This is a genomic window from [Muricauda] lutisoli (nom. illeg.), assembly GCF_017313105.1.
GTDB classification, from domain to species: domain Bacteria; phylum Bacteroidota; class Bacteroidia; order Flavobacteriales; family Flavobacteriaceae; genus Flagellimonas; species Flagellimonas lutisoli.
Map to the genome: position 1 here is coordinate 809,110 of NZ_JAFLND010000001.1, position 23,873 is coordinate 832,982.

The following is a 23,873-nucleotide window of genomic DNA, read 5'->3' on the forward strand; positions in this document are numbered from 1 at the left end:
TATAACAATAGGGGAACAGATTCAACGATAATAATCACCATAAACCTTAAGTAGTGGTTTGTTTTAAAATGTATTTCCTACATTTAGGTTAAATCTTTCATTTTATGAACAACCTAAGAATAGCTATTATAGGATTTTTGGTTTTATGCGCTTCTTGTAAAAAAGAAGAAAAGCCCCAATTGATTACAGGTGATTGGTTGGCTAAAATTGAAGTTTCCGAATCTCAGGAGTTGCCTTTTGAGTTCACACTTTCCAAAAATGAAGATGGTGGATACGAAATGAAGGTCTACAATGCCGAGGAAGTGGTCACTATAGATGAATTCACGTTCAACGGGGATTCCATCAACATTCGCATGCCAATTTTTGAAGGCCATATCTCTGGTGCGTACACTGCGAATGGTATTACCGGTGAATTTATAGAAGAAAGTAAAGAGCGTAGAGTTCCCTTTAGGGCCGAACATGGAACAAGCGATCGTTTTGAAGTGAAGGAGGATGCAGCGGTGAATATTTCTGGTGTTTGGGAAACCTACTTTAAAGTTAATACCGAAGACGAGTATCTGGCAAAGGGTATTTTTATGCAGAGCGGAAATAAAGTTAAAGGTACGTTTAGAACCAAAACAGGTGATTATCGTTATTTAGATGGTGTTGTGACCGGGGATAGCATGAAACTTTCTGCCTTCGACGGTTCCCATGTATTCTTGTTTTTGGCCCATGTAACGGATAGCACTTTAAATGGCAAATTTTATTCTGGTAAACATACGGTTCAGGAATTTATGGGAGCAAGGAACGAAGGGTTTGAGCTTCCGGATTCCAATGAACTGACTTTTTTAAGGGAAGGGTACGACAAATTTGATTTTGCTTTTCCAAATGAAAAAGGAGAAATGGTAGGTTTGGATAATTCCATGTTCCAAGGTAAGCCCGTGCTCGTGCAGATTATGGGCACATGGTGCACCAATTGTTTGGACGAAACACGTTTTTATGTGGATTTCCTCAAGAACAACCCCGATTTGGACCTGCAGTTTGTTGGCTTGGCGTTCGAATATGCAAAGACAGAGGAAAAAGCTTTCGAGGGCATAAAAAGGCTTAAAGAACGAGAGGATGTCCCTTACCCAATACTATTGGCGCAATACGGGACTTCGAACAAACAAAAGGCCAATGAGAAATTACCAATGCTAAACCATATTCTTTCCTATCCTACAACTATTTATATTGACAAAACAGGAGAGGTGCGTAAAATCCACACAGGGTTTAATGGTCCTGCAACAGGTGAAAAATTTGTTGAATTCAAAGAAGAGTTTAATAAGACCATTCAGAAATTGACTTCTTCGGAAGAATCGGAAAAAGAAACCGATGAAGCTATATGATGGTTGATTTGCCCAAATCGATATTTTCATCGTTCATGAGGGAGTCATCTTCAATATCCACAATGTTGTGAGCAATAAAATCTCCGACTTGATTAGTTCCGTATTGGCTGTTTTCCTTTAAATCAGGGGTAACAACACCTTTTTTCAAAGATTTGTCGACCGCTTTTTTAACGGCCCAAGCCTCTTCGGTCAATCCAAAATGCTCCAACAGCATAGCTGCGGATAGGATGGAAGCAATCGGGTTGGCTATGTCTTTTCCCTTGGCTTGTGGATATGAGCCGTGAATAGGTTCGAACAAGGCGTTTTCCTCACCGATGGAGGCAGAAGCCAACAATCCGATAGAACCACCGATCACGCTACCTTCATCTGAAATAATGTCCCCGAACATATTTTCCGTCAAAATCACATCGAACTGTTTGGGGTTGAGTATGATTTGCATTGCGGCATTGTCCACAAACATAAAGTCCAAGGCAACTTCAGGATAGCTTTCGCCAATTTTGGTGACCACCTTACGCCAAAGCCTTGAAGACTCAAGAACATTGGCCTTGTCAATTAAAGTGAGTTTCTTTTTACGTCCCTTTGCAGCTTTAAATGCCAAATGGGCTATACGGCTTATTTCATCCTCGGTGTACTCACAAAGATCGGAGGCTTTGGTACCTTCGTCGTTCAATTTTTTCTCCCCAAAATATATACCGCCGGTAAGTTCTCGGTAAATCACAAAGTCGGTACCGTTGATCACTTTCTTTTTTAAAGGGGATTTATCCAACAAAGTCGGATGGGACAAAACAGGCCTGATATTGGCAAACAGTCCAAGTTCTTTGCGCAATTGCAGTAAACCTTGCTCAGGTCGGACCTTCGCATCCGGATCATTATCATATTTAGGGTCGCCAATGGCACCGAAAAGAACCGCATCAGACTCTTTGCAGAGCTTTAGCGTAGCATCCGGTAGTGGAGTTCCTTTTTTATCGATGGCAATGGCGCCAACAGGAGCTTCCTTAAAAATAAAATGTTGATTAAAGGTCTCTTCTACGGCCTCCAAGCATTTTACTGCCTGGGCCAACACTTCGGGTCCTACACCATCTCCAGGAAGCAATGCAATTTTTAATGCCATATGGTATGCGTAATTTAAGCTAGGCTTTTCATTCCGATATTGCTGGTCTCAACAATTTCGTGGATGTCCTCATCCAATATTTCTTTTTTAACATCGGCATACTTCAAAAAGTTTTGGTAAACGGCATCCAATTGAACTTTTGTTAGTTCGTAGCCAACATTTTTTGCTCTATAAGCCAAAGCGGCGCGACCACTTCTTGCTGTCAATACAATGGAAGATTCACTCACTCCAACATCTTTAGGGTCAATGATTTCGTAGGTTTCACGTTGTTTGATCACTCCGTCTTGGTGAATTCCTGAACTATGCGCAAATGCATTAGATCCCACAATAGCTTTATTGGGCTGGACTGGCATTCCCATTTTTTGTGAAACCATGGTGCTGGTGTCCCAAAGCAGTTTACTGTTGATGTCGGTGTCTAAATTTAAATAAGGGTGTTGCCTCATGATCATAACAACCTCTTCCAAAGAAGTGTTGCCCGCTCTTTCCCCTATACCATTGATCGTACATTCAATTTGTCTGGCTCCGTTGACTACGCCCGCGATGGAGTTTGCCGTGGCCAATCCTAAATCATTGTGGCAATGGCAGGAAAGAATTGCCTTGTCTATACCCTTTACATTTTCTTTCAAGTATTTCATCTTGGCACCATACTCCTCGGGCAAGCAATATCCTGTTGTATCGGGAATGTTCAGTACTGTTGCCCCGGCCTTTATGGCCGCTTCACAGATTCGAGCTAAAAACTCATTATCGGTACGACCAGCGTCTTCAGCGTAAAATTCAACATCTTCCACAAAAGTTTTGGCATAGGATACAGCTTCAACTGCACGCTCTATAATTTTATCCTGTGTGGAATTGAATTTGTATTTGATGTGAGATTCAGAAGTACCGATTCCAGTATGTATTCTTGGTCTTTTGGCATCCTTAATGGCTTCGGCTGCCACTTCAATGTCCTTTTTTACCGCGCGGGTCAATCCGCAGACCGTTGCGTTTTTGACCAACTTGGCAATCTCGTTCACCGATTTAAAATCACCAGGGCTAGATATGGGGAACCCTGCCTCGATTACATCAACTCCCAGTTCATCCAATCTTTCGGCAATGATTAATTTTTGTTCGGTATCCAATTTACAACCAGGTACCTGTTCTCCATCTCTTAGTGTTGTGTCAAAAATTTCTACCTTATCTTTACCCATTATATCAACCTGTTTTTTTCTATGACTTACGAAAATAGGGAAGGTGGGCTGAAGAGGAAAAGCAGTTAAGAGTATGTTACAACGTTAAACTGCTTTTTGAGTAATTTAAATAACTGAAAAACAAAGGTTTAAATAATATTTTTTACGATGACAAATGCCCACAAGGATGCTTTGTTTGTACTGGTAAAATCGCTTTCCAAGTCCGAAAAGCGCCAATTTAAGCTATATGTTGGCCGTTTGGGGGTGAATACGGATGCTAAGTTTTTGGCCCTTTTCAACCTTTTGGACAAGATGCGTAAGTACGACGAAAAGCAGATTCTGGATAGTGGCATCGTAAAAAAATCACAGCTTTCCAATCTTAAAGCACACTTGTACAAGCAAATTTTGGTAAGCCTTAGATTGAATCCCGTAAACCAAAATGTTCGAATTCAGATTAGGGAACAATTGGATTTCGCCACTATTCTTTATCAAAAAGGGCTCTACAAGCAGAGCTTGAAGATTTTGGAAAAGGCCAAAAGCTTCGCCATAGAAAATGAGGAAAAGAACGTGGCCTATGAAATTGTAGAGCTAGAAAAGGTAATCGAAACCCAATACATTACCAGGAGTATCCCTGATAGGGCAGATGAACTAGCGGTTGAGGCCAAGGAACTCTCCGAACAGAATGTTATTACAAGCAAACTCTCCAATCTTTCGTTGCAGTTATACGGAATGATGTTGAAAGTGGGCTATGTGCGTAGCGATGAAGATCTTCAAAAGGTAAAAAGCTACTTTGAAGAGCACTTGCCCAAGTACGATATTGAAAAGTTGGGCTTTCGTGAAAAATTGTGGTTGTACAAGGCACATTTATGGTATAACCTTTTGATTCAGGACTTTTTGTCAGCCTATAAATATGCCAGCAAATGGGTTGATCTGTTTTATGAAAACGAACATATGATTCCGTTGAATCCCGTGTTCTTTTTAAAGGGAAACCATTATTTGTTGGAGTCACTTTTCTTTGTGAAATACGCATCCCAGTTCAGGGAAACTTTGGAAAGATTGGAAGAGCAGGTAAAGGACCCTAAGTTTCCCAAAAATGATAATATTACCTCGCTTGCCTTTTTGTACATCAATACCAATAAGCTGAACCTTCATTTTCTGGAAGGGACATTTGACAAAGGGATTTACTTGGTGAACATTATCGAGTACGGAATCAAAAAACACAGGCAACAGATTGATGAGCACCACATTATGTTGCTCTATTACAAAATTGCCTGCTTGTATTTTGGAAATGGGGACAACAAAAACTGTATTGCCTACCTCAAAAAGATTATTTCCAACAAAAAGCTGAAGATGCGCGAAGATCTTATGTGCTTTGCGAGGGTATTGAGCCTAGTGGCACATTACGAAGCTGGAATGGACTATCACTTGGAAGTTCAGCTAAAAAGTACTTACAAGTTCTTATTGAAAATGAATGACTTACATGAAGTGCAAAAGGAAATGATCAAGTTCTTGAGAAATCTTGGGGACATTTACCCGACCGATTTAAAAGGAGAGTTCCAGAAGCTGTACAACGAGCTCAAAAAGTACGAGAACCATCCCTACGAAAAGCGGGCATTCTTGTATTTGGACATCCTTTCGTGGTTGGAAAGCCATTTGCAAAACAAACCGGTTTCCGAGATCATTAGGGAAAAGGCTTTGGCACTTACTCGCTAAGGCAGGCGTTCCAAACAGGGTCCTCTGGTGGAGGCGCCAAAAAAGCAATGGGCTCTTTTTGAACCGGGTGCATAATGGCCAGGCTTCTAGCGTGTAAATGTATGCCGCCATCCTTGTTGCTGCGGTCGGCACCATATTTCAAATCTCCTTTTATGTAACAGCCTATAGCGGCCAATTGCGCCCTAATTTGATGATGTCTACCTGTTTTCAAATCAATTTCCAGCAAGAAATAATTATCCAGTTCTTTTATGACTTTATAGTCCAACTCAGCCTTTTTGCTATTGGGAACTTCTTTGTTGTGCGCATAAGACTTGTTCTGCTTTGGATTGCGTACCAACCAATGGGTCAAAGTGCCGTTTTCCTGCGGAGGGGCATTTTTTACGACCGCCCAATACATTTTTTTAGTCTCCCCTTGGGCAAACATTTTATTGAGCCGGGGCAGGGCCTTGGAGGTTTTGGAAAAGAGTACAATGCCCGAAGTGGGTCTATCTAAACGGTGTACGACCCCCAAATATACATTACCTGGCTTGTTGTATTTTTCCTTTAAATACTGTTTTACGACCTCGCTCAAAGGATCGTCACCTGTTTTGTCTCCTTGAACAATATCCCCTACGCGCTTGTTGACCACAATAAGGTGATTGTCTTCATAGATCACTTGAAGGTTGGAGGGGGTGGAATGTGGGTTATTGTTACTTGACAATTGTTGATTGAAGTTTAGTATGATTCCTCGTCATTCGGGAAATCCCGACTTTTTACATCATCTACGTATTGGGAAATGGCATTGCTCATTTCATCATAAAGGTTCAAATACCTTCTCAAGAATCTTGGGTGGAACTCGTGTGTCATTCCCAACATATCATGTACTACCAATACCTGTCCGTCCACATGTCCTCCAGCTCCGATTCCAATAATTGGTATCGAAACACTTTCTGCTACCTCTTTGGCTAATTTTGCTGGAATCTTCTCCAAAACAATGGCGAAACAGCCCAATTCTTCCAATAATTTGGCATCCGACTTTAGTTTATCGGCCTCTTCTTCTTCCTTTGCACGAACTGTGTAGGTGCCAAATTTATAGATGGATTGTGGAGTAAGTCCCAAGTGGCCCATCACAGGGATTCCTGCTTCCAGGATTCGGCTGATGGATATTTTGATTTCTTCACCACCTTCAACTTTTACCGCATGTGCACCACTTTCTTTCATAATCCGAATAGCGGAGCGTAAGGCTTCTTTGGAATCTCCTTGATAACTCCCAAAAGGTATGTCCACCACAACCAAGGCCCTTTTTGCGGCCCTGACCACAGAGGTGGCGTGATAGATCATTTGATCCAGGGTAATGGGCAATGTGGTTTCATGACCGGCCATTACATTACTGGCAGAATCACCGACCAAAATGGCGTCTACATTGGCGCCATCCACAATTTTGGCCATGGAATAATCGTAGGAGGTAAGCATACTGATTTTCTCACCGGTCTTTTTCATATCCACCAACGATTTTACCGTTACCCTTTTATATTCTTTTTTAGCTGTAGACATCGTAATTGTATTTGATGGCTAAAAGTAAGCAGATTTGTTTAATTTAGGCTTCAATCAAAAAACTAATAAAATGAGAAAACTGTTCAGTTGTGTAGTGCTGTTTGCTATGGGGGTGTTCGGATATGCCCAAGGGCCAAATCCTTCAAACGACGAAACCAAAACCGAAATAAAACAAGTTATCGAAACTTTTTTTGATGGCTTCCACAAGCAAGATTCCACCATCATCAAAAGTACGGTTGCCGATAATATAGTCCTCCAAACTACTGGGAAAAATCAAGAAGGCAAGACACTTTTTAGGACGGAAGAATTCTCCAAATTTTTAAAATCCATTGTCGGCATTCCGGAAACGACAAAGTTTGAGGAAAAGCTCACTTCATTCTCCATTCAAGTAGATAGGACTATGGCCAATGCTTGGGTTGGTTATGAGTTTTGGTTGAACGGTGAGTTCAGTCACTGTGGCATCAACTCCTTCCAGCTCATCAATTTTAATGGCGAATGGAAGATTATCTACCTTATTGATACCAGGGGCAAGGAAGGCTGTATGGATTAGCAATCACTTAAGAATACGCCAACTGCGAGCCCGCCCTCGGAAGTTTCTTTGTATTTGTAGCTCATATCCTTAGCGGTCTCCCACATGGTGTTCACCACCTTGTCCAAAGGCACTTTACAATCTTTTGGGTCCGTGTCCAAAGCCAATTCCGCGGCGTTTATCGCTTTTATGGCCCCCATTGCATTGCGCTCAATGCAAGGAACCTGTACTAACCCCCCAATGGGGTCACAAGTAAGTCCAAGATGATGTTCCATTGCAATTTCGGCGGCAATCAACACCTGTTCGGGAGTACCGCCCATCAGTTCCGTTAATCCAGCGGCGGCCATAGCGGATGAAACCCCGATCTCTGCTTGGCATCCTCCCATAGCTGCGGAGATGGTGGCCCCTTTCTTAAAGATGCTCCCAACTTCACTGGCCACCAGTAAAAATTGTTTTACATCATCAAAATTGGCATCGTGGTTTTCGATCACCATATAATACATCAATACAGCAGGGATCACACCTGCACTTCCGTTAGTGGGGGCGGTAACCACTCGACCCAAAGAAGCATTCACCTCATTAACACTGAGCGCAAAACAGCTTACCCATTTAATAATTTGTCGGAATTTGACCTCCGTATCCCGAATACTTTCCAGCCATTCCTGCGGATTGGAGTAGGAGACTTCCCCTTTCAGTTTTTGATGCATCTCGTAGGCACGTCGTTTCACGTTCAATCCACCAGGGAGCTTTCCTTCGGTATGACAGCCAACATACATGCATTCTAGCATAGTGTTCCAGATGCGAGCAATACCTTCATTGATTTCAGTTTCGGTTCGCAGTGACAGCTCGTTTTCCATCACAATGGTGGAGATGTATTTGTTTTGTGCGGTGCAGTGCTGGAGCAGTTCATCGCCGGTCTTTACAGGATGCGGAAAGGTTTTGAACGTCTCTTTGTTCTCTTTGGCATGGATACGTTCTTCCTTTACTACAAATCCACCACCGATGGAATAGTAGGTTTCCGATATTTTTTTACCGTTGGACAGTTCAGCTTCAAACTGGATACCGTTGGCATGAAAGGGAAGAAATTCCTTCTTGAAGAGGATATCGTTCTGAAAACTGAAAGGAATCTCTCTTTTTCCACCAAAGTGAAGTTTGTTTTCGTCTTTAATCCTGTCAATTCTTCCTGAAATGCTGTCAATATCCACAGTCTCCGGGTCGGTGCCCAATAAGCCCATGACCACGGCAATATCGGTGGCATGTCCTTTGCCTGTTAAGCAAAGGGAGCCATACAAATATGCTTTGATGGATTGCACGTCATCAAAAACATGCTGCTCTTCAAGTTCGGCAATCCAGCGTTCGGCGGCACGCCAGGGTCCAAGGGTGTGCGAGCTAGAAGGCCCTACACCGATTTTTAGCATATCAAACACACTAATACACTCCATAAACTCAATTTACAGTTTCAAATATAGGAAGCTAAACGGGATAAAATTGCGAATATTTAAATATACAGGTCGCTTTTTCAATTTTCATTGTAGCATCTTCAATACAACCATGGTATTCAAGGGTTTTGGCAATAATCTGACACCTTGTCATATTCTTGGTCATGGCATAATCATTGACCTTTTATGATCGAGATAAAAAAGAATTTGTAAACAGATATAACTTTAGATACGATGAGCAAGATTATAGGTATAGACTTAGGTACGACCAACTCCTGCGTCTCTGTAATGGAAGGTAACGAGCCCGTGGTAATTCCAAATGCCGAGGGTAAACGAACCACTCCATCGATGATCGCATTTGTTGAAGGTGGGGAGATCAAGGTCGGTGACCCTGCAAAAAGACAAGCGGTGACCAACCCTCACAAAACGATTTATTCCATTAAGCGATTTATGGGTAACAAATACTCAGAATCCAGTAAGGAAGCGCAAAGAGTACCTTATAAGGTAACAAAAGGTGACAACGATACGCCACGTGTAGATGTGGATGGCCGTTTGTACACACCACAAGAATTGTCTGCCATGATTCTTCAAAAAATGAAGAAGACCGCAGAGGATTACTTGGGACAAGATGTAACGAGAGCGGTAATTACCGTTCCCGCATATTTTAACGATTCACAAAGACAGGCCACCAAAGAAGCTGGTGAAATTGCAGGTCTAACCGTGGAACGTATCATTAACGAGCCTACTGCCGCATCTTTGGCATACGGACTCGATAAAAAAGACACGGACCAGAAAATAGTGGTGTTTGACTTTGGTGGAGGTACGCACGATGTTTCCATTCTTGAATTGGGTGACGGAGTGTTCGAAGTATTGGCCACGGATGGTGATACCCACTTGGGTGGTGACGATGTTGACCAAAAAATAATTGATTGGTTGGCCGAAGAGTTCAAGAAGGATGAGGATATGGACCTTCGTGAAGACCCCATGGCGCTTCAGCGTTTGAGGGAAGCTGCTGAAAAGGCCAAAATCGAGTTGTCTTCTTCTGCACAGACAGAAATCAACTTGCCTTACGTTACAGCAACGTCTTCAGGACCAAAACACTTGGTAAGAACATTGTCTCGCTCCAAATTTGAGCAATTGATCGCCGATTTGGTGAAAAGAACAATCGAACCATGTGAGAAAGCATTAAAGTCCGCAGGACTTTCCAAAAGCGATATTGACGAGATTATCCTGGTAGGTGGTTCTACCCGTATACCTGCGGTACAGGAAGCCGTTGAGAAATTCTTCGGTAAAAAGCCATCCAAAGGTGTAAACCCGGATGAGGTTGTGGCCATTGGTGCCGCTATCCAGGGTGGTGTGTTGACAGGAGATGTAAAAGATGTACTCTTGTTGGATGTAACCCCACTTTCTTTGGGAATCGAAACCATGGGAAGCGTGTTCACTAAATTGATCGAGGCGAACACAACCATCCCGACCAAGAAATCACAGGTGTTCTCCACAGCAGCGGATAATCAACCTTCAGTTGAAATCCATGTGCTGCAAGGAGAAAGGCCTATGGCAGCGGACAACAAAACCATCGGTAGGTTCCACTTGGACGGTATTCCACCGGCACCAAGAGGTACGCCTCAAATTGAAGTGACCTTCGATATCGACGCGAACGGTATCATCAAGGTTTCTGCAACCGACAAAGCCACTGGTAAGTCGCAAGACATCCGAATCGAGGCTTCTTCCGGTTTAACCGAGGAAGAAATAGAAAAGATGAAAGCAGAAGCAGAGGCCAACGCCGAGGCAGATAAGAAAGCCAAAGAAACCGCTGATAAACTGAACGAGGCCGATGCCATGATCTTCCAGACCGAAAAGCAACTGAGCGAGTTTGGCGATAAATTGTCCGACGACAAGAAAAAACCGATCGAGGAAGCTTTGGAAGAGTTGAAAAAAGCCTACGAAGGTAAAGACTTAGCGGTTATTGAGCCTGCTTTGGAAAAAATCAACGAAGCTTGGAAAGTAGCATCCGAAGAAATGTACAAAGCACAAGCTGAAGCTCAAGGCGGTGCAGCCGGAGCAGGAGGTTCATCTGCAGGTGCCGACGATACAGCCAGTAACGGCGGTGCTTCTGAAGGTGACAACGTTGAGGATGTTGACTTCGAAGAAGTGAAGTAATTTAATTAGGTTATATAAATAGAAAAACCCTGACGATTTCGTCAGGGTTTTTTGTTGGATAAAGTTTTCTATATCCAATGCACTGAACGCAAGTTTTTCTGTGGGAAAACCCCTATGCTATTTTTTGTATATTTAAAACAATATAACAATGAGTTTGAAGAGGTTTCCACTCCATTGTTTAAAGTTCTCCCTACATCTGTAAACTTATATAACCTTAATGATGCAAAACAATAGCGGAGCAATCTTATTAATTTGTGCATTAACTTTTTCGCTGGTTGTGGGTTCTGCCCAAAACTCAAACTTTGACTATAAAAGTGCTCATTGGAAAGATTTCACGTTCAATTTTCAGGACAATTTCCAAGATTCATTGGCCATATGGCCCGAGCGTATATTGCTACAAGTAGCGAATAAACGAACGCAGCCTAATGTGCCCGTCTTTTTTAAGGCATATCTTTCTTCTTTAAACCTATCTTCAAATAATCGTAAAAGTGGTGTTTTAAATTTAGAGTTATTGGACGATGACGGAATTTTAATAAAACGGCAATTTCATAAAATAAAAAATGCAATGGTTCAAGGACAACTTGAATTGCCCAAGAATATTGAACCAGGCCAGTATACACTAAAGGCTTATACACGTTGGTCACAAAATTATGGGCTGTATTACTCTGCAATTGAGCAAATCCAAATTGGCGACCTTGACAATGTAATCAAAACTCCGAGCGAACATCCTGTCACCATCACACCAGAAGGAGGAACATTAGTAAATGGTTATAAGAATCGGATAATAATCAAAACTCCTACTGATGGCACATTGGAACCTATTAACAAAGGAAAAATAATAGATGAAAACCACGAAGAGATAGCTAAAGTAACTTTTTTTGCGAATGGCTTGGGAAGTGCCGTTTTTGAGCCGGAGGAGAACAAAAAGTATCACCTTGAACTGAAAAACGGAAGACTTGTCCCTTTGCCCAAGGTAACATCACAGGGTTATCTATTGCATGTTAACAATCTAGATGACAGTAACGCTAGTATTCGAATTACTGCTTCTTCCGGTACCCAAGAGCGCAATATATTACTTGTCGGAACATCTGGAGGCCTTACCTATTTTGAAAAGAAATTGAATTTCCAAAACGGTAAAGTTTTGGACTTGGAATTGGATAAAAGCAATTTTCCCTTTGGCGTTTTTGTGTTAAAGTTGGTGGATAACCTAGGTGATGAATTGGCAAAACGACCTATCTGGATAGCCCCTAAAAAGCTACATATTGCTATTGACAATATTGGCAAGGATATCAATATGGGGTTGAAAACCTACAAAATCAGGATAACCGATAGCAACAACAAACCTGTAAAATCAAAATTGGCCATAAGTGTTAATAGAGTGCAAGACGATTTCAGAGAGGAATTGAATTCAGGTTTTGTTGGACAACAAGGTCTCTTCACCTTTTTTAATGGTATGGATGGGAACAAAGTTTCGGTCTACAGGAAAGAATCTTTCCTCAAAGACCTTTATGTATTGTCCTCCAATGGAGAAATGGTAACACAGTTTTTGGATGAAGATTTAACGAAGGGTGTAAGATTCCCATTTCAAAAGGGATTGGAAATAAGTGGTCGTGCCTATGACCTAAACAATATGTTATTGAGGAATACCAAAATCCAGGTGATGGCTTCAAGCGATGAAGATTTATGGATCGGAGAGGTGAAAACGGACGCTATGGGATTTTTAAGGCTTAAGGACATTCAAATTGAAGGAAAGGCCACCTTGGTTGCAAGAACCGATGGTGATGAAACCAAATCGAGACTGGTGAAAATTGTGCCATTATCCGAATTCGAAGAGCAAACAGAAGTTCAGACACCAGTTATGTCAAAAAAATCACAACCATTGGAATATCAAAATCCAGACGGGGTGGAATCATTAAGTATGGAACAGCCAGAAAAAACCATAGAACTGGATGAAGTAGAAGTGTCCAAAGAAAACACCAAAAGAAATTATACACCATCACTTTATGGTCCCAGTGGACCATTCACAAAAGTAATCCGACAAGATTTTGAAAACCCCAAAACTTTGGCTCAAATGCTTATGAGCTTCCCAGGTGTTATGGTACGAGGAGCGGAAACGTTGAGCCCCTCCGTTAAAATTATGGGTACTTCCGGTACTATTCTATGGGTTTTGGATGGTTTTCCTTTATCTCAAGGTGGGAGTGGGGCCCAAATGGGCACCAGCGCCGCCAGTCCCTTAAATGAAATTTCGGCTCTGGCCAATAATCGCGATATTGAGCGAGTAGAATTGTTAAAAGGTCCAGATGCATCAATGTATGGGAGCAGGGCTTCTGCCGGAGTTTTTGTCATTTATACTCGAAAAGGAAATGAACGAGAATTTATTCGAAGAAAAGAAGGTCAGTTGGATTTTGAGGGTTATGTAATACCTATGGATTTTAACCGATACAAAGAGAGTCTTCCTCCAAGAAAAGGGAAAAAGATGAATCTAGTGTACTGGAACCCGAAATTGGAAACAGATGAAAATGGTGAAGCCGTTATTACTTTTCCTGCTTACCCTAATAATGCCAAAGTAAAAATTGAGACTACAACTATCGCTGCGGACGGTAAAATCGGTTTTGCAAGCCTTATTGATTGATATAGAAACCATGGAAAACAAAAAAGCGCGGCTTGCCCGCGCTTTTTTAAATGGAGAATCATCTATTTCTAAGCTGCATTCAACTGCTGCATTTCCATTTCCTTGAGCTTTCGCAAAGCTTCCGATTTTGAATTTACGTTGAGTTTAACGTAAATATTCTGAATATGGAAATTGACCGCGCTTGGGGTCACAAAAAGTTTGTCGGCAATCATCTTGTAGGTAAAGCCTTGGGTAAGGAGTTCAATGATCTCGTTTTCCTTTTTAGAGAACACATCGAACGACCTGGTTTGGAACGAATCAATAATTTTTTTCGCTACATCCAGTTCCAAAGCAATACCATGCTGGCCAAGAGCATCAAGCGCATTGAACAACCTATCCTTGGTGATTGGCTTGATCAGGTAGCCGCTAGCTCCTTTTTTGAAGGCTTCTTTTATGATCTTAAAATCATTTTCTTGACTCATCATCAATACCTTGAGGTCTTTGTTTTTGCGATAGAAATATTCAAGGCCATCAATGCCTGAAATTCCGTTCAGCAATGCCTCACAGATGACAATGTCCGGATGGGACCGCCCAAAATTGGACAATAGGTTGTGAACAGAGCTGTAAACTCCATGAAGTTCATACTGCTCATTGCCCTGAAAGTACTGATGGTAAATGCCGCCGAGCGTGCCATCATTGTCGATAATGGCAATTTTTAATACATTTTTTTTCATGATAAGAAAGATTAGGGGGATTAATGCTGTTACATAATTGTATTGTAGGTTAAGTTTTGGACAATATCGTCCGTATCCGCATTTTTAAAGTTGGGATAAACCAATGAGAATCAGGTGTATAATCCTAAAAAGGACAATACCAATGACAGTTCCATATTGGATTGCTTCAAAAATGGGTGTAATCCCTAAAGGGATTAAGCGCTAAAATTTGTGTTGGTCGAGGTCTGTTACCTCATCAAAAAAGTAAGGTGAAAAGAGGTTTTGGGACGCCTTTTTTTCGAGTGTTGTAGTTTTTGTTCATGACTTAATAGATTTGGGATTGTATTATTTCAAGAGTTAAATTATAATTTTTCACCTATTGAGCAGAATTTTTGTAGTGATTTTCGTTCAAATGCACTTTTTGTAAATCCCATCCATTTATAATAGTATAGGAAAGAAAAGAGGAGTGTATTCGTAAACAACTGCTTTTCAATTTATTGCATAAAAAAATAGGATGCCGTCCCATCAGCATCCTATTCTTGGAGTAAATCGGTCAGATTGAAATAATACAACCCGCTTTCTATGATAGTCTGTCAGTTTCCCCCTGTCTTTCTTATCATTGTCATGAGGAGTGTTTCTAAATTCGGCTATGAAACAACATCATTGGACACTTCAGGTTTGTTGACCGATTCAATAAGTTATTTAGTGAGCAGTTGTTATTCTTCGTCCTGGAATGAAGTATCCACGTATTCGTAGGTTTCCTCATTCATGGCGGCTTGGAGTCCTGCATCTCGCTCAGCAACATCGTTGTACTGATTCTGCTTACTTGAACGTCCATATGCCACAGTATATTGTGATATGGTGTTATTGAATCCTCTGTTGGATACCACAAACCCTAATTTTTTCTCTGGGCTCAACTGAATGGCGTACTCATCGCTATTACTATTGATGTGGGCACCAAGGTTCACCGATGTGGTAAGTGTGTTCTTTACAACTTGGGAAGCATAAAGGTCCAATCCACCAAAACCATCTCGTCCTTCGGAGGCAAAGAACAGCAATGTTTCGTTATAAATACTAGGATATAGCTCATCCTCTTTTGTGTTCACTTTAGGTCCAAGGTTTTTGGATACTCCCAAAGTTCCATCTGCAGCAATGTCGGCCACATATATATCGTATTTGCCAAAGGTGCCTTTCATGTTAGAGGCAAAGAACAAACGAGATCCATCAGCGTTAACAGTAGGGTGTTTGGCAGAGTAGTGTTTAGGGCATACATCCAATTTTGTTACGTTGGTCCATTCCCCGTTCACTTTTTCGGCACGGTAAACATGATATATCAATTCTTTTTTTGAGAAGACACCGTAAAGTGGCTTTTCGTACGTACCCTTGCTAAAGTACGCCGTTTTTCCATCCTTGGTAATCGACATGGATGGCACATAACCATCAATAGTGGAAACACTTCCTTCCATGGTGTCGTTGATCATATTTTCATCTGCCTGAGCAAAAACGTTTTGACCGGCCAGTATTACTCCTGAAATAAGTAGACTGTAAATCGTAGATCGTGTCATGATGTATAGATTTGGGGGTTAATACATGACAAAGATCAAAAACAATCGGAGTGATTACTTATTAATTTTTCATAGGTTTTTACTTTTAACGACTAAAAAGTGCATTTTATCGAATATTTTTTCGGTGTTTAACACTCGTTTAGGTTTAAAAATGCGTTTAAACGTTCATTTTGTGTCGTTTATCCATCAGAAGATACAATCCATTAGATTGGATAACATCAGCTAAATGTGGGTGGTGAAAGACCACAACTTAATCGTAAACTCTTTTAAAACCATGTATTAATTCGGTCTGTCTGGATGGAAAATTTGATCAATGGCCCTGGGAGGGTCGAATCGATATCCAAAGTAGAGCACTCCGTAAAACTGGTCGTTTTCTGTGGTCGAGACATCATCCTCGTTGTACCAATTTGTGCTAAAATTGATATTTACCCCGTAAATCACTCTTTTTGAGCTGTACCCTAAGTTTAGCCCACCGGATAGTGCCCGAGTGATATAAGTGTTGTTGTCAACGGTTAGATTGTTTTCCAGACCCGATTCAGCTTTGGAGATTCGCAAGCCCAGGGAAGGGGACAGGTTTGCGGACAAGAACCAATTATCATGAAGCACAAAGGTATAATAGTAGGCGGGTGCCAATCGTACATTAAAAAACTTCTCCCGGTTTACGGCGTTGGGTTCGTTCAAATCAAAAATATTGTAATCGTAATACAGGGAGCCAATAATACTCCCGCTACTTACCTTCTGCCACTCATTTTGGTACACGATATTTCTATAGGAAAAATTCGGATTAAAAACATAGGAAGTGGACATTCCGTATGTTTTAATGTATAGATTGTTGAATTGAATATATGGGTCTGACCCCTTGGTCCAAGTAGGAACAAAATCTTTGGTGTTTCTCACATAGTATCCGGAGATTTTTTTGTAAGATATTCCTTGAACCCATCTTCCCAGAAAAAACCGGAACTGATAATCGGTAAAGGATGATTCTCCTTTTAAATTTTCATCACTGTTCGCTCCTAAGAATTTCGGCACTATCCCTACACTAAAGCCTATAAACTCATAATCCAAGGAAAGGAACATTCGATATCTGTTATTGGGTTTGATATGTAGCCGACTACCATCTTCGTTGTTTTTGTAGAAAAAGGCATCGGTTTGGGTGTCGATATTTGCTTTGAGAATTATTTTGTCCCCATAGTTGACAATGGCAGTTGTATCTGTTTGGGCACTTAATTGGAACCCAAGAAAGGTTGCGAGAAGCACAAGACTCGCCGTAATGTGATGGGTGAAACCTCCAGAATAATCACAATATTCCATACGAGTACAAGATACACTGCTATTTGGATTAATCTGAACAGTAGTGTTCTATTTGTTCAAAAATGTAATTTGATTTCGGTTTGTCCACACTAGAACTACACAGAAAATAAAGGTAACCAATGCCAGAAAAAACAAGGTGCCCCCATCATTTTGTACAACAATGCCCAATGTGGTAAGATGCGAGAAGATGGCCCCGCCCATAATGCCTATACCGATCAAAGCACCCAGCCAGGTAGTTTTGGGAATAAGTATCAGTACGGCCACAATTAATTCAAGGACCCCAAGGCCTATTCTTCCCCATGGTTCAAGGCCAAGTTTTTCGAAAATATAGACAGATTCCGGGGCTGCGGTAAACTTAAAAAACAGCGTTTGCAATAAAATTACGGCGGGAACTATCCTTAAAATAGCGTTTACAATGGATTTTGTTCTCATAGTTGTGTATTGATAAGGTTGTTGTTTTTTGGTCGGAAAACTTGGATTTAAATAACCTTTGATGCGCAAATAATTCTACTTAAGGTTGGTTTTTGTATGAGGTGATGATGGGTTTGGTCGCAAAATCATCCTCAGAAATGGTTAATTTTACCGGCGTGAAAAATTTGTTTCTTGTATCCATAATATCAGTACTTTTTTTACAATCCTGCTCTCAAGAGGCATGGCTTTCCGGCACCCTGAACTTGAAAGGAGGGGGCGATTGGAAACCTATGGTTTACCTGGTTTATCCAGAAAAGTTTGAAGCGGTGGCCCAAAGTTTTGTGGGAAAGGTATTGGATTCCGCACAGGTAGATGAAAATGGTCGATTTGAATTTAAAGGCAACCCAGCATTTCAAGAACCGGTCTTGCTTGAAATAGTGGTTCAAAAGTTGGGGGAGAAGTACCCCAACCGATTATTGAACAAAAACCCTGAAACGGACAATTATTTCCCTTTGATTTACAATCCAGACAACCACCTGACGATTGACGCGGATATTGCCCATTTTCAATCCTCTTTTTCAATTAAGGAGCCATCCCCAAAAAATGAGGCTATGTTGGAATTGAGGGATTTGCGTTTAACGGCCTTTAAAAAATATCTGGAAGGTCAACAAGATGGGAGCGGGGCCGACGAGGATTTGTTGGAGCGGGAAAGCAACCAATATGGGTATCGGAAAGAATTGATTGATTTTTCAGACACTTCAGAAGAGTTGATGCCTGCAATGGTGGCTTTGCGATGGGCCAGTCCTGAGGGCGATTATGAACGAGTCGCTGAACTTGCTTATGCACAATCCAGAAAATGGAACAACGTATATCCGGAACATCCTTGGGCAAAGGAACTTGCTTCAATTGTAAGCAAGGAGAACCTTCCCATCTTGATCGGGAATACAATTCCTGATTTACAATTACCTATTAAGGATAATGGAACGGTTAACTTGAAAGAAATACTTGAGGAAAACAAGTTGACCTTATTGGATGTATGGGCATCCTGGTGCGCTCCTTGTAGGGTTGAGAACCGCAATGTTTTGGTCCCACTTTGGGAAAAATTCAATACTGAAGGTTTCCAAATTATGGCATATGGATTGGAAAGCAGTGAAAAAGCCTGGAATAATGCCATAGAAAAAGATGGCGCCCATAGATGGTTGCACGCTTCGCACTTGCAGGGTGATCAAAATCCTTTCATGGAAACCTTACGGTTAAAAACAATCCCTGCCAATTTTTTACTGAATGAGGAGGGGGACGTACTCGCCAAAAATCTTCACGGTCAGGATTTAATGGATTTTGTAAATGATTATATGTCCAGTCCTTAAAAACTTGAACACCGGGATGTCAGAATATCTAAAACAAAAAAGCCAGGTATAAGCCTGGCTTTCTTGATTATTTTAAAGCGTGCGTGTTTTAATTACCACCTTCGGTGGTATCCGTACTGTCGTCAGTGGCATCTGGATCCACTTCGAGCACAAAATGCTGTGTGGTAACATTAGCGGCATCGATCTGGACATCCAATGTATCGCTGGTAATGTAACCTTCCAATTCCGCAACTACTTCATACATGCCTGCCTCAAGACCAAGAACAGCATAATTCCCATCTACATCGGTAAATGAAGTAGTGTTCAATGTATCTGCGGCAAAAACGGAGATTTGGGTACCCTCCAAGGCAACGGATGTTTCTTCTTCAACGGTGCTGACATTGCCCGAAAGAGTACCTGCCGTTGACATATTGCTTGCCTTGATCACTGGTTTAAAATTGAAACCATTTAACCCTGCAGCGGTGTCCATGTTTCCTTTTGCAACAAAAGAACGACTTACGTCGAAATCCAATAGGAGGTCAGCCGAAAGTCCACCAACAACTGTAATTGCGGGTTCAACAAAAACTTTGATACCAGAAGCATCACCACTTGGTACTTTTAAATCATAAACAGTTCCATCGGTCAAAACCACATTTACTCCTTTTACATAAACACGAATCAAATCATAGGAACCTGCTGGAACATCAATTTCTGCCAATTGTTGTGTAAGTCCATTGGTCAATTCCAAAAGATTGACATCCATCTCTTCCTCCATTAATGTAATGTAAGGGGAGCTATCATCATCGGAAGAATCATCACTTGAATCATCATCGGTGGAGTCATCATTTGATGAGCTATCATCGTTCATATCATCCGAATCATCGCCATCTACCAAGCGGGCTTCGACCTTATAAACGGTGACATTGGCTTCTGCAACCAGTTCAGTGGGAAAAGGGGCATCTGTTAACTGAACTGATAAAGTTCCAGTACCTTCCGCGCTTCTTCCTTCACCATCTGAACAGCTCATTATAATAAGAGCCATTGCCATTAATAAACTGAAAATAAATTTTGTTCTCATAGTATGGGGTTTAAAAATTTTAGGGCATAATTATCCCTGCTTTGACTTTATCTTAATTCAACAATCAAAGTTTAAAAAACCCTACGGAATTCCATGAAAAAACCAATTTAATCGATGAAATGCATTTTTAGAAGAAAAATAAGTAGTCCTATTCTTACAATAATTAATTTTTGTAGATAAAATTCGGTGCCTGTTGATATTTATATGAAGTGTCCGTTAGAATCTTCATTTCTTTTGTTTCCCAATTCATTAATCCAATATGAAATTGGGATTGTGCATCATCAAAAAGTTCAATGGCCAGCCATTTTCCATCTGGGCTCCAATCATGCCAACCTTCATTTTCCTGATTGTCAGTCAATTTCCATTGTTTCTTACCATCAAGGCTAACAGCATACAGGCTATATTTTCCATCCTGCTTGCTTTGATAGGTAACAAAATTTTCGGTAGGATGCAGTTTCGGCGCTCCCGCCCTATAACCATATTTTCCAGCAGTGGAATCTGCTTCAGGATAATGTGTCAGCTGTTTTCTATTTTGTCCATCAACATCTATAATGTACAGTTCCTCATTAAACCCATCAATTAGTTTGTTTTTGGACAAACCACCTCTGAACACCACCTGCTTGCCATTGTTTACAAATAGGGGATCAGCGGCAAAGGGGAGGTCGGTATCTACTTCCTGAATCACTGTTCCGTCTTTATTTAGAATATAAAAAGTGGATTCAAACAAGGTTTTTGGTTTCACAATAATTTCGCTACCGTTTTTTCTACTGCTCATCCAGCTATCGGTAAGCTCAAGACCCGACACTTTTTGCGGGTTTTCTCCATTAAAATTTGATTTGTACAAGAAAAAGCAACGCTTACAGCTATTTCTGTCCGAAATAAAATACAGGGTATCTTGGTGTGAAAAATAAGACCATTCCACACCATAACGATTGGTGATGTTTTTTTTGTTCGAACCATCAAGGTTCATGGAGAAAACTTCGTAGTCGTCAATTTCGGCATCTCGAAGCACGTTGTACACAATGCCCAAATCCGGCTCTTCGGTTGAATTACAGGCAAAAAAGAGCGTGGTAAGCCCGATTATCACAATCATTCTCATCATAATCGATTTGTTTTTATACTAAAAGCTTTTAATTAGGTTATTAGCGGGCTGAAGTTACTAAACTCTACGATTTTTTAAAATGTTCTTTTGTGTTCCACTTTTGCCTTGTTGAGGGTAAAATATTTCTTTCTAAACCAAAAAGAAACTTTGACCAATAAGATCAGTGCAGGTACTTCCACCAAAGGTCCGATTACCCCTGCAAAAGCTTGACCGGAGTTTAATCCAAATACTGCTATGGCCACGGCAATGGCCAGCTCAAAGTTGTTTCCGGCAGCCGTGAACGCCACGGAGGCAGTTTTGTCGTATTCCGCGCCCATCGCCTTGGTAGCAAAGAAACCGACAATGAACATTAATGCGAAATAAATCAATAGTGGAATGGCAATGATCAAAACATCCATGGGTATCTCAACGATCAACTCTCCTTTTAAGGAAAACATGATTACAATGGTAAAAAGTAGTGCAATCAAGGTAATTGGGGAAATAGCAGGGATAAACTTTTTGACATACCATTGCTCCCCTTTCAGTTTCACCAAGATTTGACGGCTCAAAATGCCCATCAAAAAAGGAATACCTAGGTAGATGGCCACGCTTTCGGCAATAGTTCCAATGGAAATATCAACTATGGCCCCTTCAAAACCAAAATAGGGTGGGAGTATGGTGATAAAAATCCAAGCATAAAAGCTGTAGGCGAATACTTGAAAAATACTATTGAGCGCCACCAGCCCGGCGCCATATTCGCTGCTCCCTTCGGCCAAGTCGTTCCAGACCAACACCATAGCGATACAACGTGCCAAACCAATTAAAATAAGGCCTACCATATACTCTGGGTAGTCCCTCAAAAATATGATGGCAAGGGCAAACATTAACACAGGACCCACAATCCAGTTCAAAACGAGCGAAATGGACAGAATTTTAGTGTTTTTGAATACTTTCGGCAGCAAAGCGTATTTCACCTTGGTCAAAGGCGGGTACATCATCAAGATCAATCCGATCGCAATTGGGATATTGGTGGACCCACTACTAAAGGAATTGACAACATCGGGGAAGTTTGGAAAAAAATAGCCGATACCGACCCCTAGGGCCATGGCCACAAAAATCCAAAGAGTCAGGTTCTTATCTAAAAAGCTTAGTTTTTTGATGGCCATTATTTTTGAATTTGGGAAAAAACATAAAACATTTCGGTAGCAATCTGTTGGCTCCGTTCGCTGTATTTTTGGGCTTGCTGAGGCGTGTTATCGAACGCTTTTGGGTCTTCGTATGTGATTGGAATACGTTTTTCGGCACCGGGAACAAACGGGCAGTCTTCATCGGCCTGCGAACAGGTCATAATAGCTGCAAAGTCTGACTCAGGGTTGAAACCATCATCCATTTTTTTTGAAAAACAAATAACAGGGTGTTCGTTCTTCGAAAACTTGATGCCATAAACAGGATTACTTCCTTCAGAAAGCGTATGTACCTCAAAACCCGTGTGTGCTAAGGTAGAGGCCACCATAGGGAATAGGGCGGTCGCCTCCGTTCCGCCGGAATAGCAGTTCACATTGTTGATTCCAAAATGATGTGCCATGGCCTGTGCCCAAATCTGGGACAGATGGCTGCGTCTGGAATTGTGGGTACAGATAAAGTTGAGACGAATGGGTTTCTTGCTGTCCACTTTTTGTTGAATATACACTACAAGTGCTGACAAGATTTCCTTTCTGTCTTTTGAAATGGAGGCGATATCCAAATTAGAGACAAAATCGTTCAATGGGTTATTAAGGGCCATGTTCATGTATTGAAGTTAACAGCAACCACTTCCCGGAACGCATCCAGAATTTTGAAGCTCGGACAGTTTCACTTTTGGTTTTTCGGTAGGAACACCACATTTGTCCCTGGCCAAACAATCGGTTTGTTTAGTGGTCAACAAAAAGTTGGTACCGTCAAAGTCTAGGGCAAATTTCTCGATGGTCTGGCCTTGGTACTCTACTTCAACTTCCAAATTTCCGATATCCAATGTTTTTTGGGACAATTCAATAATATGGACCAATTTTTCGGGATGAAGCCTATGGTCGTAATCATTGGCATTCCAAAGCTGGAAGTTGACAACTTCCTCATGGCGAACGGTTCCGCCGCAATCGATAAAATGTTTTGTGATCTTACCTACTTCGGTCACGTGAAAATGGTTGGGGACCAAATCGCCATTGGGCAATTGAAAAGCTATGGTGTCCAATTGGGCCAATGCCGTTTTAATTTCTTCTAACTTCATGATTATGTTTATTTATTGTAATATTACGATTAATGAATTCAAATTTTTTTTAGCAACAATCCTTGTGGTCAAGATCTTGGTCCAAGAACTCCGACATAACGCTCTTCATCTTCTTCCAGTTGTCGGCATCAATACAATAGCAAACGCTTGTGCCCTCAACATTACCCTTGATCAAACCCATATGCTTCAATTCCTTTAAATGTTGGGAGATTGTGGGTTGTGCCAAACCGATTTCATCCACAAGGTCACCACAGACACAGGCATTCAGTTTGTATAAATACTGAAGGATCGCCACACGGGCAGGATGACCAAAAACCTTTGCATATTGTGCAATCCGGTTTTGTTTGTCGGTAAATATTTCAGTCTTCGTTAAACCCATGGATAATTTTATTCATTGCAATATTACGATTAATGATTGATAAAGCAAGGATTTCCTTTAAATTTTTCACAATGGTTTCAAAAATGTATGGAATTCGCCG

The 23,873-nt window shown here is 41.1% G+C and carries 21 protein-coding genes; 6 read left to right on the forward strand and 15 right to left on the reverse strand.

Going from position 1 to position 23,873, the window contains the following annotated elements; all coding sequences use genetic code 11:
- Nucleotides 1-104: 104 nt before the first annotated feature.
- The gene (locus J0X13_RS03850) at nucleotides 105-1,364 is read left to right on the forward strand and encodes a peroxiredoxin family protein (RefSeq protein WP_207070131.1); all 1,260 of its coding nucleotides are present in this window, start codon (nucleotides 105-107) and stop codon (nucleotides 1,362-1,364) included.
- Here J0X13_RS03850 and leuB read toward each other — a convergent pair.
- Nucleotides 1,357-2,475, reverse strand: a complete 1,119-nt coding sequence (gene leuB / locus J0X13_RS03855; protein WP_207070132.1) for a 3-isopropylmalate dehydrogenase — start codon at nucleotides 2,473-2,475, stop codon at nucleotides 1,357-1,359. The genes J0X13_RS03850 and leuB overlap by 8 nt on opposite strands.
- A 14-nt stretch (nucleotides 2,476-2,489) precedes the next feature.
- The gene (locus J0X13_RS03860; protein ID WP_207026745.1) at nucleotides 2,490-3,662 is read right to left on the reverse strand and encodes a 2-isopropylmalate synthase; all 1,173 of its coding nucleotides are present in this window, start codon (nucleotides 3,660-3,662) and stop codon (nucleotides 2,490-2,492) included.
- A 147-nt stretch (nucleotides 3,663-3,809) separates the two neighbouring features.
- Here J0X13_RS03860 and J0X13_RS03865 point away from each other — a divergent pair, with 147 nt between their 5' ends.
- Complete coding sequence (locus J0X13_RS03865; protein WP_207070133.1) at nucleotides 3,810-5,354, forward strand: hypothetical protein; 1,545 nt, start codon at nucleotides 3,810-3,812, stop codon at nucleotides 5,352-5,354.
- On the opposite strand, the gene J0X13_RS03870 is transcribed toward J0X13_RS03865, so the two are convergent.
- Complete coding sequence (locus tag J0X13_RS03870) at nucleotides 5,344-6,054, reverse strand: RluA family pseudouridine synthase (RefSeq protein WP_207070134.1); 711 nt, start codon at nucleotides 6,052-6,054, stop codon at nucleotides 5,344-5,346. The two genes, J0X13_RS03865 and J0X13_RS03870, sit on opposite strands and share 11 nt — an antisense overlap.
- Nucleotides 6,055-6,068: 14 nt before the next feature.
- Nucleotides 6,069-6,887 carry a 3-methyl-2-oxobutanoate hydroxymethyltransferase gene (gene panB / locus J0X13_RS03875; RefSeq protein WP_207070135.1) on the reverse strand — a complete coding sequence of 273 codons (819 nt, stop codon included), beginning with the start codon at nucleotides 6,885-6,887 and terminating at the stop codon, nucleotides 6,069-6,071.
- Nucleotides 6,888-6,957: 70 nt separating this feature from the next.
- Between panB and J0X13_RS03880 the strand changes: the two genes are divergently transcribed.
- Complete coding sequence (locus J0X13_RS03880) at nucleotides 6,958-7,437, forward strand: nuclear transport factor 2 family protein (protein WP_207070136.1); 480 nt, start codon at nucleotides 6,958-6,960, stop codon at nucleotides 7,435-7,437.
- On the opposite strand, the gene J0X13_RS03885 is transcribed toward J0X13_RS03880, so the two are convergent.
- Nucleotides 7,434-8,858 (reverse strand): L-serine ammonia-lyase, encoded by a 1,425-nt coding sequence (locus J0X13_RS03885; RefSeq protein WP_207070137.1) that lies wholly within the window; start codon nucleotides 8,856-8,858, stop codon nucleotides 7,434-7,436. The two genes, J0X13_RS03880 and J0X13_RS03885, sit on opposite strands and share 4 nt — an antisense overlap.
- A 231-nt stretch (nucleotides 8,859-9,089) precedes the next feature.
- Here J0X13_RS03885 and dnaK point away from each other — a divergent pair, with 231 nt between their 5' ends.
- Both dnaK and J0X13_RS03895 read left to right on the forward strand, forming a co-directional pair.
- Nucleotides 9,090-11,015, forward strand: coding sequence for a molecular chaperone DnaK (dnaK, locus tag J0X13_RS03890; RefSeq protein WP_207070138.1), 1,926 nt, complete (start codon nucleotides 9,090-9,092; stop codon nucleotides 11,013-11,015).
- Nucleotides 11,016-11,580: 565 nt separating this feature from the next.
- Nucleotides 11,581-13,647, forward strand: a complete 2,067-nt coding sequence (locus tag J0X13_RS03895; protein ID WP_207070139.1) for a TonB-dependent receptor — start codon at nucleotides 11,581-11,583, stop codon at nucleotides 13,645-13,647.
- Between the two features lie 68 nt (nucleotides 13,648-13,715).
- Here the strand turns inward: J0X13_RS03895 and J0X13_RS03900 are convergent, their stop codons facing one another.
- From J0X13_RS03900 to J0X13_RS03915, 4 genes are all read right to left on the reverse strand, one after another.
- Entirely contained in the window at nucleotides 13,716-14,360 is a 645-nt protein-coding gene (locus J0X13_RS03900) for a response regulator transcription factor (protein WP_207070140.1), read from the reverse strand.
- A gap of 695 nt (nucleotides 14,361-15,055) precedes the next feature.
- Nucleotides 15,056-15,904, reverse strand: a complete 849-nt coding sequence (locus tag J0X13_RS03905; protein WP_207070141.1) for a TolB-like translocation protein — start codon at nucleotides 15,902-15,904, stop codon at nucleotides 15,056-15,058.
- Between the two features lie 279 nt (nucleotides 15,905-16,183).
- Complete coding sequence (locus J0X13_RS03910) at nucleotides 16,184-17,215, reverse strand: DUF4421 family protein (protein WP_207070142.1); 1,032 nt, start codon at nucleotides 17,213-17,215, stop codon at nucleotides 16,184-16,186.
- 48 nt (nucleotides 17,216-17,263) lie between these two features.
- Nucleotides 17,264-17,647: a DoxX family protein gene (locus J0X13_RS03915; protein WP_207070143.1), complete on the reverse strand. Its 384-nt coding sequence runs from the start codon at nucleotides 17,645-17,647 to the stop codon at nucleotides 17,264-17,266.
- Between the two features lie 155 nt (nucleotides 17,648-17,802).
- On the opposite strand from J0X13_RS03915, the gene J0X13_RS03920 reads away from it, so the two are divergent.
- Nucleotides 17,803-18,993 (forward strand): TlpA disulfide reductase family protein, encoded by a 1,191-nt coding sequence (locus J0X13_RS03920; RefSeq protein WP_207070144.1) that lies wholly within the window; start codon nucleotides 17,803-17,805, stop codon nucleotides 18,991-18,993.
- Nucleotides 18,994-19,081: 88 nt separating this feature from the next.
- On the opposite strand, the gene J0X13_RS03925 is transcribed toward J0X13_RS03920, so the two are convergent.
- The 6 genes from J0X13_RS03925 to J0X13_RS03950 all read right to left on the reverse strand — a co-directional run bounded on the left by J0X13_RS03925 (nucleotide 19,082) and on the right by J0X13_RS03950 (nucleotide 23,773).
- Nucleotides 19,082-20,050, reverse strand: a complete 969-nt coding sequence (locus tag J0X13_RS03925) for a DUF4382 domain-containing protein (protein WP_207070145.1) — start codon at nucleotides 20,048-20,050, stop codon at nucleotides 19,082-19,084.
- Nucleotides 20,051-20,213: 163 nt separating this feature from the next.
- The gene (locus J0X13_RS03930) at nucleotides 20,214-21,143 is read right to left on the reverse strand and encodes a TolB family protein (RefSeq protein ID WP_207070146.1); all 930 of its coding nucleotides are present in this window, start codon (nucleotides 21,141-21,143) and stop codon (nucleotides 20,214-20,216) included.
- An 83-nt stretch (nucleotides 21,144-21,226) separates the two neighbouring features.
- A complete protein-coding gene (gene arsB / locus J0X13_RS03935) occupies nucleotides 21,227-22,297 on the reverse strand; it encodes an ACR3 family arsenite efflux transporter (RefSeq protein WP_242535609.1) in 1,071 nt (356 codons plus the stop codon).
- Nucleotides 22,297-22,914 (reverse strand): arsenate-mycothiol transferase ArsC, encoded by a 618-nt coding sequence (locus tag J0X13_RS03940; protein ID WP_207070800.1) that lies wholly within the window; start codon nucleotides 22,912-22,914, stop codon nucleotides 22,297-22,299. Before J0X13_RS03940 ends, arsB begins: the two co-directional genes overlap by 1 nt.
- Before the next feature lie 15 nt (nucleotides 22,915-22,929).
- The gene (locus tag J0X13_RS03945) at nucleotides 22,930-23,394 is read right to left on the reverse strand and encodes a DUF6428 family protein (RefSeq protein WP_207070147.1); all 465 of its coding nucleotides are present in this window, start codon (nucleotides 23,392-23,394) and stop codon (nucleotides 22,930-22,932) included.
- 49 nt (nucleotides 23,395-23,443) lie between these two features.
- A complete protein-coding gene (locus J0X13_RS03950; protein WP_207070148.1) occupies nucleotides 23,444-23,773 on the reverse strand; it encodes an ArsR/SmtB family transcription factor in 330 nt (109 codons plus the stop codon).
- Nucleotides 23,774-23,873 lie beyond the last annotated feature (100 nt).

Coding starts and splice junctions, on each gene's coding strand:
- arsB (WP_242535609.1), bottom strand. CDS start 22,297: ATGGCCATCAAAAAACTAAGCTTTTTAGATAAGAACCTGACTCTTTGG.
- leuB (WP_207070132.1), bottom strand. CDS start 2,475: ATGGCATTAAAAATTGCATTGCTTCCTGGAGATGGTGTAGGACCCGAA.
- J0X13_RS03865 (WP_207070133.1), top strand. CDS start 3,810: ATGACAAATGCCCACAAGGATGCTTTGTTTGTACTGGTAAAATCGCTT.
- J0X13_RS03895 (WP_207070139.1), top strand. CDS start 11,581: ATGGTTCAAGGACAACTTGAATTGCCCAAGAATATTGAACCAGGCCAG.
- J0X13_RS03940 (WP_207070800.1), bottom strand. CDS start 22,914: ATGGCCCTTAATAACCCATTGAACGATTTTGTCTCTAATTTGGATATC.
- dnaK (WP_207070138.1), top strand. CDS start 9,090: ATGAGCAAGATTATAGGTATAGACTTAGGTACGACCAACTCCTGCGTC.
- J0X13_RS03930 (WP_207070146.1), bottom strand. CDS start 21,143: ATGATTGTGATAATCGGGCTTACCACGCTCTTTTTTGCCTGTAATTCA.
- J0X13_RS03885 (WP_207070137.1), bottom strand. CDS start 8,858: ATGGAGTGTATTAGTGTGTTTGATATGCTAAAAATCGGTGTAGGGCCT.
- J0X13_RS03925 (WP_207070145.1), bottom strand. CDS start 20,050: ATGAGAACAAAATTTATTTTCAGTTTATTAATGGCAATGGCTCTTATT.
- J0X13_RS03910 (WP_207070142.1), bottom strand. CDS start 17,215: ATGGAATATTGTGATTATTCTGGAGGTTTCACCCATCACATTACGGCG.
- J0X13_RS03850 (WP_207070131.1), top strand. CDS start 105: ATGAACAACCTAAGAATAGCTATTATAGGATTTTTGGTTTTATGCGCT.
- J0X13_RS03915 (WP_207070143.1), bottom strand. CDS start 17,647: ATGAGAACAAAATCCATTGTAAACGCTATTTTAAGGATAGTTCCCGCC.
- J0X13_RS03900 (WP_207070140.1), bottom strand. CDS start 14,360: ATGAAAAAAAATGTATTAAAAATTGCCATTATCGACAATGATGGCACG.
- J0X13_RS03905 (WP_207070141.1), bottom strand. CDS start 15,904: ATGACACGATCTACGATTTACAGTCTACTTATTTCAGGAGTAATACTG.
- J0X13_RS03880 (WP_207070136.1), top strand. CDS start 6,958: ATGAGAAAACTGTTCAGTTGTGTAGTGCTGTTTGCTATGGGGGTGTTC.
- J0X13_RS03860 (WP_207026745.1), bottom strand. CDS start 3,662: ATGGGTAAAGATAAGGTAGAAATTTTTGACACAACACTAAGAGATGGA.
- J0X13_RS03945 (WP_207070147.1), bottom strand. CDS start 23,394: ATGAAGTTAGAAGAAATTAAAACGGCATTGGCCCAATTGGACACCATA.
- J0X13_RS03950 (WP_207070148.1), bottom strand. CDS start 23,773: ATGGGTTTAACGAAGACTGAAATATTTACCGACAAACAAAACCGGATT.
- panB (WP_207070135.1), bottom strand. CDS start 6,887: ATGTCTACAGCTAAAAAAGAATATAAAAGGGTAACGGTAAAATCGTTG.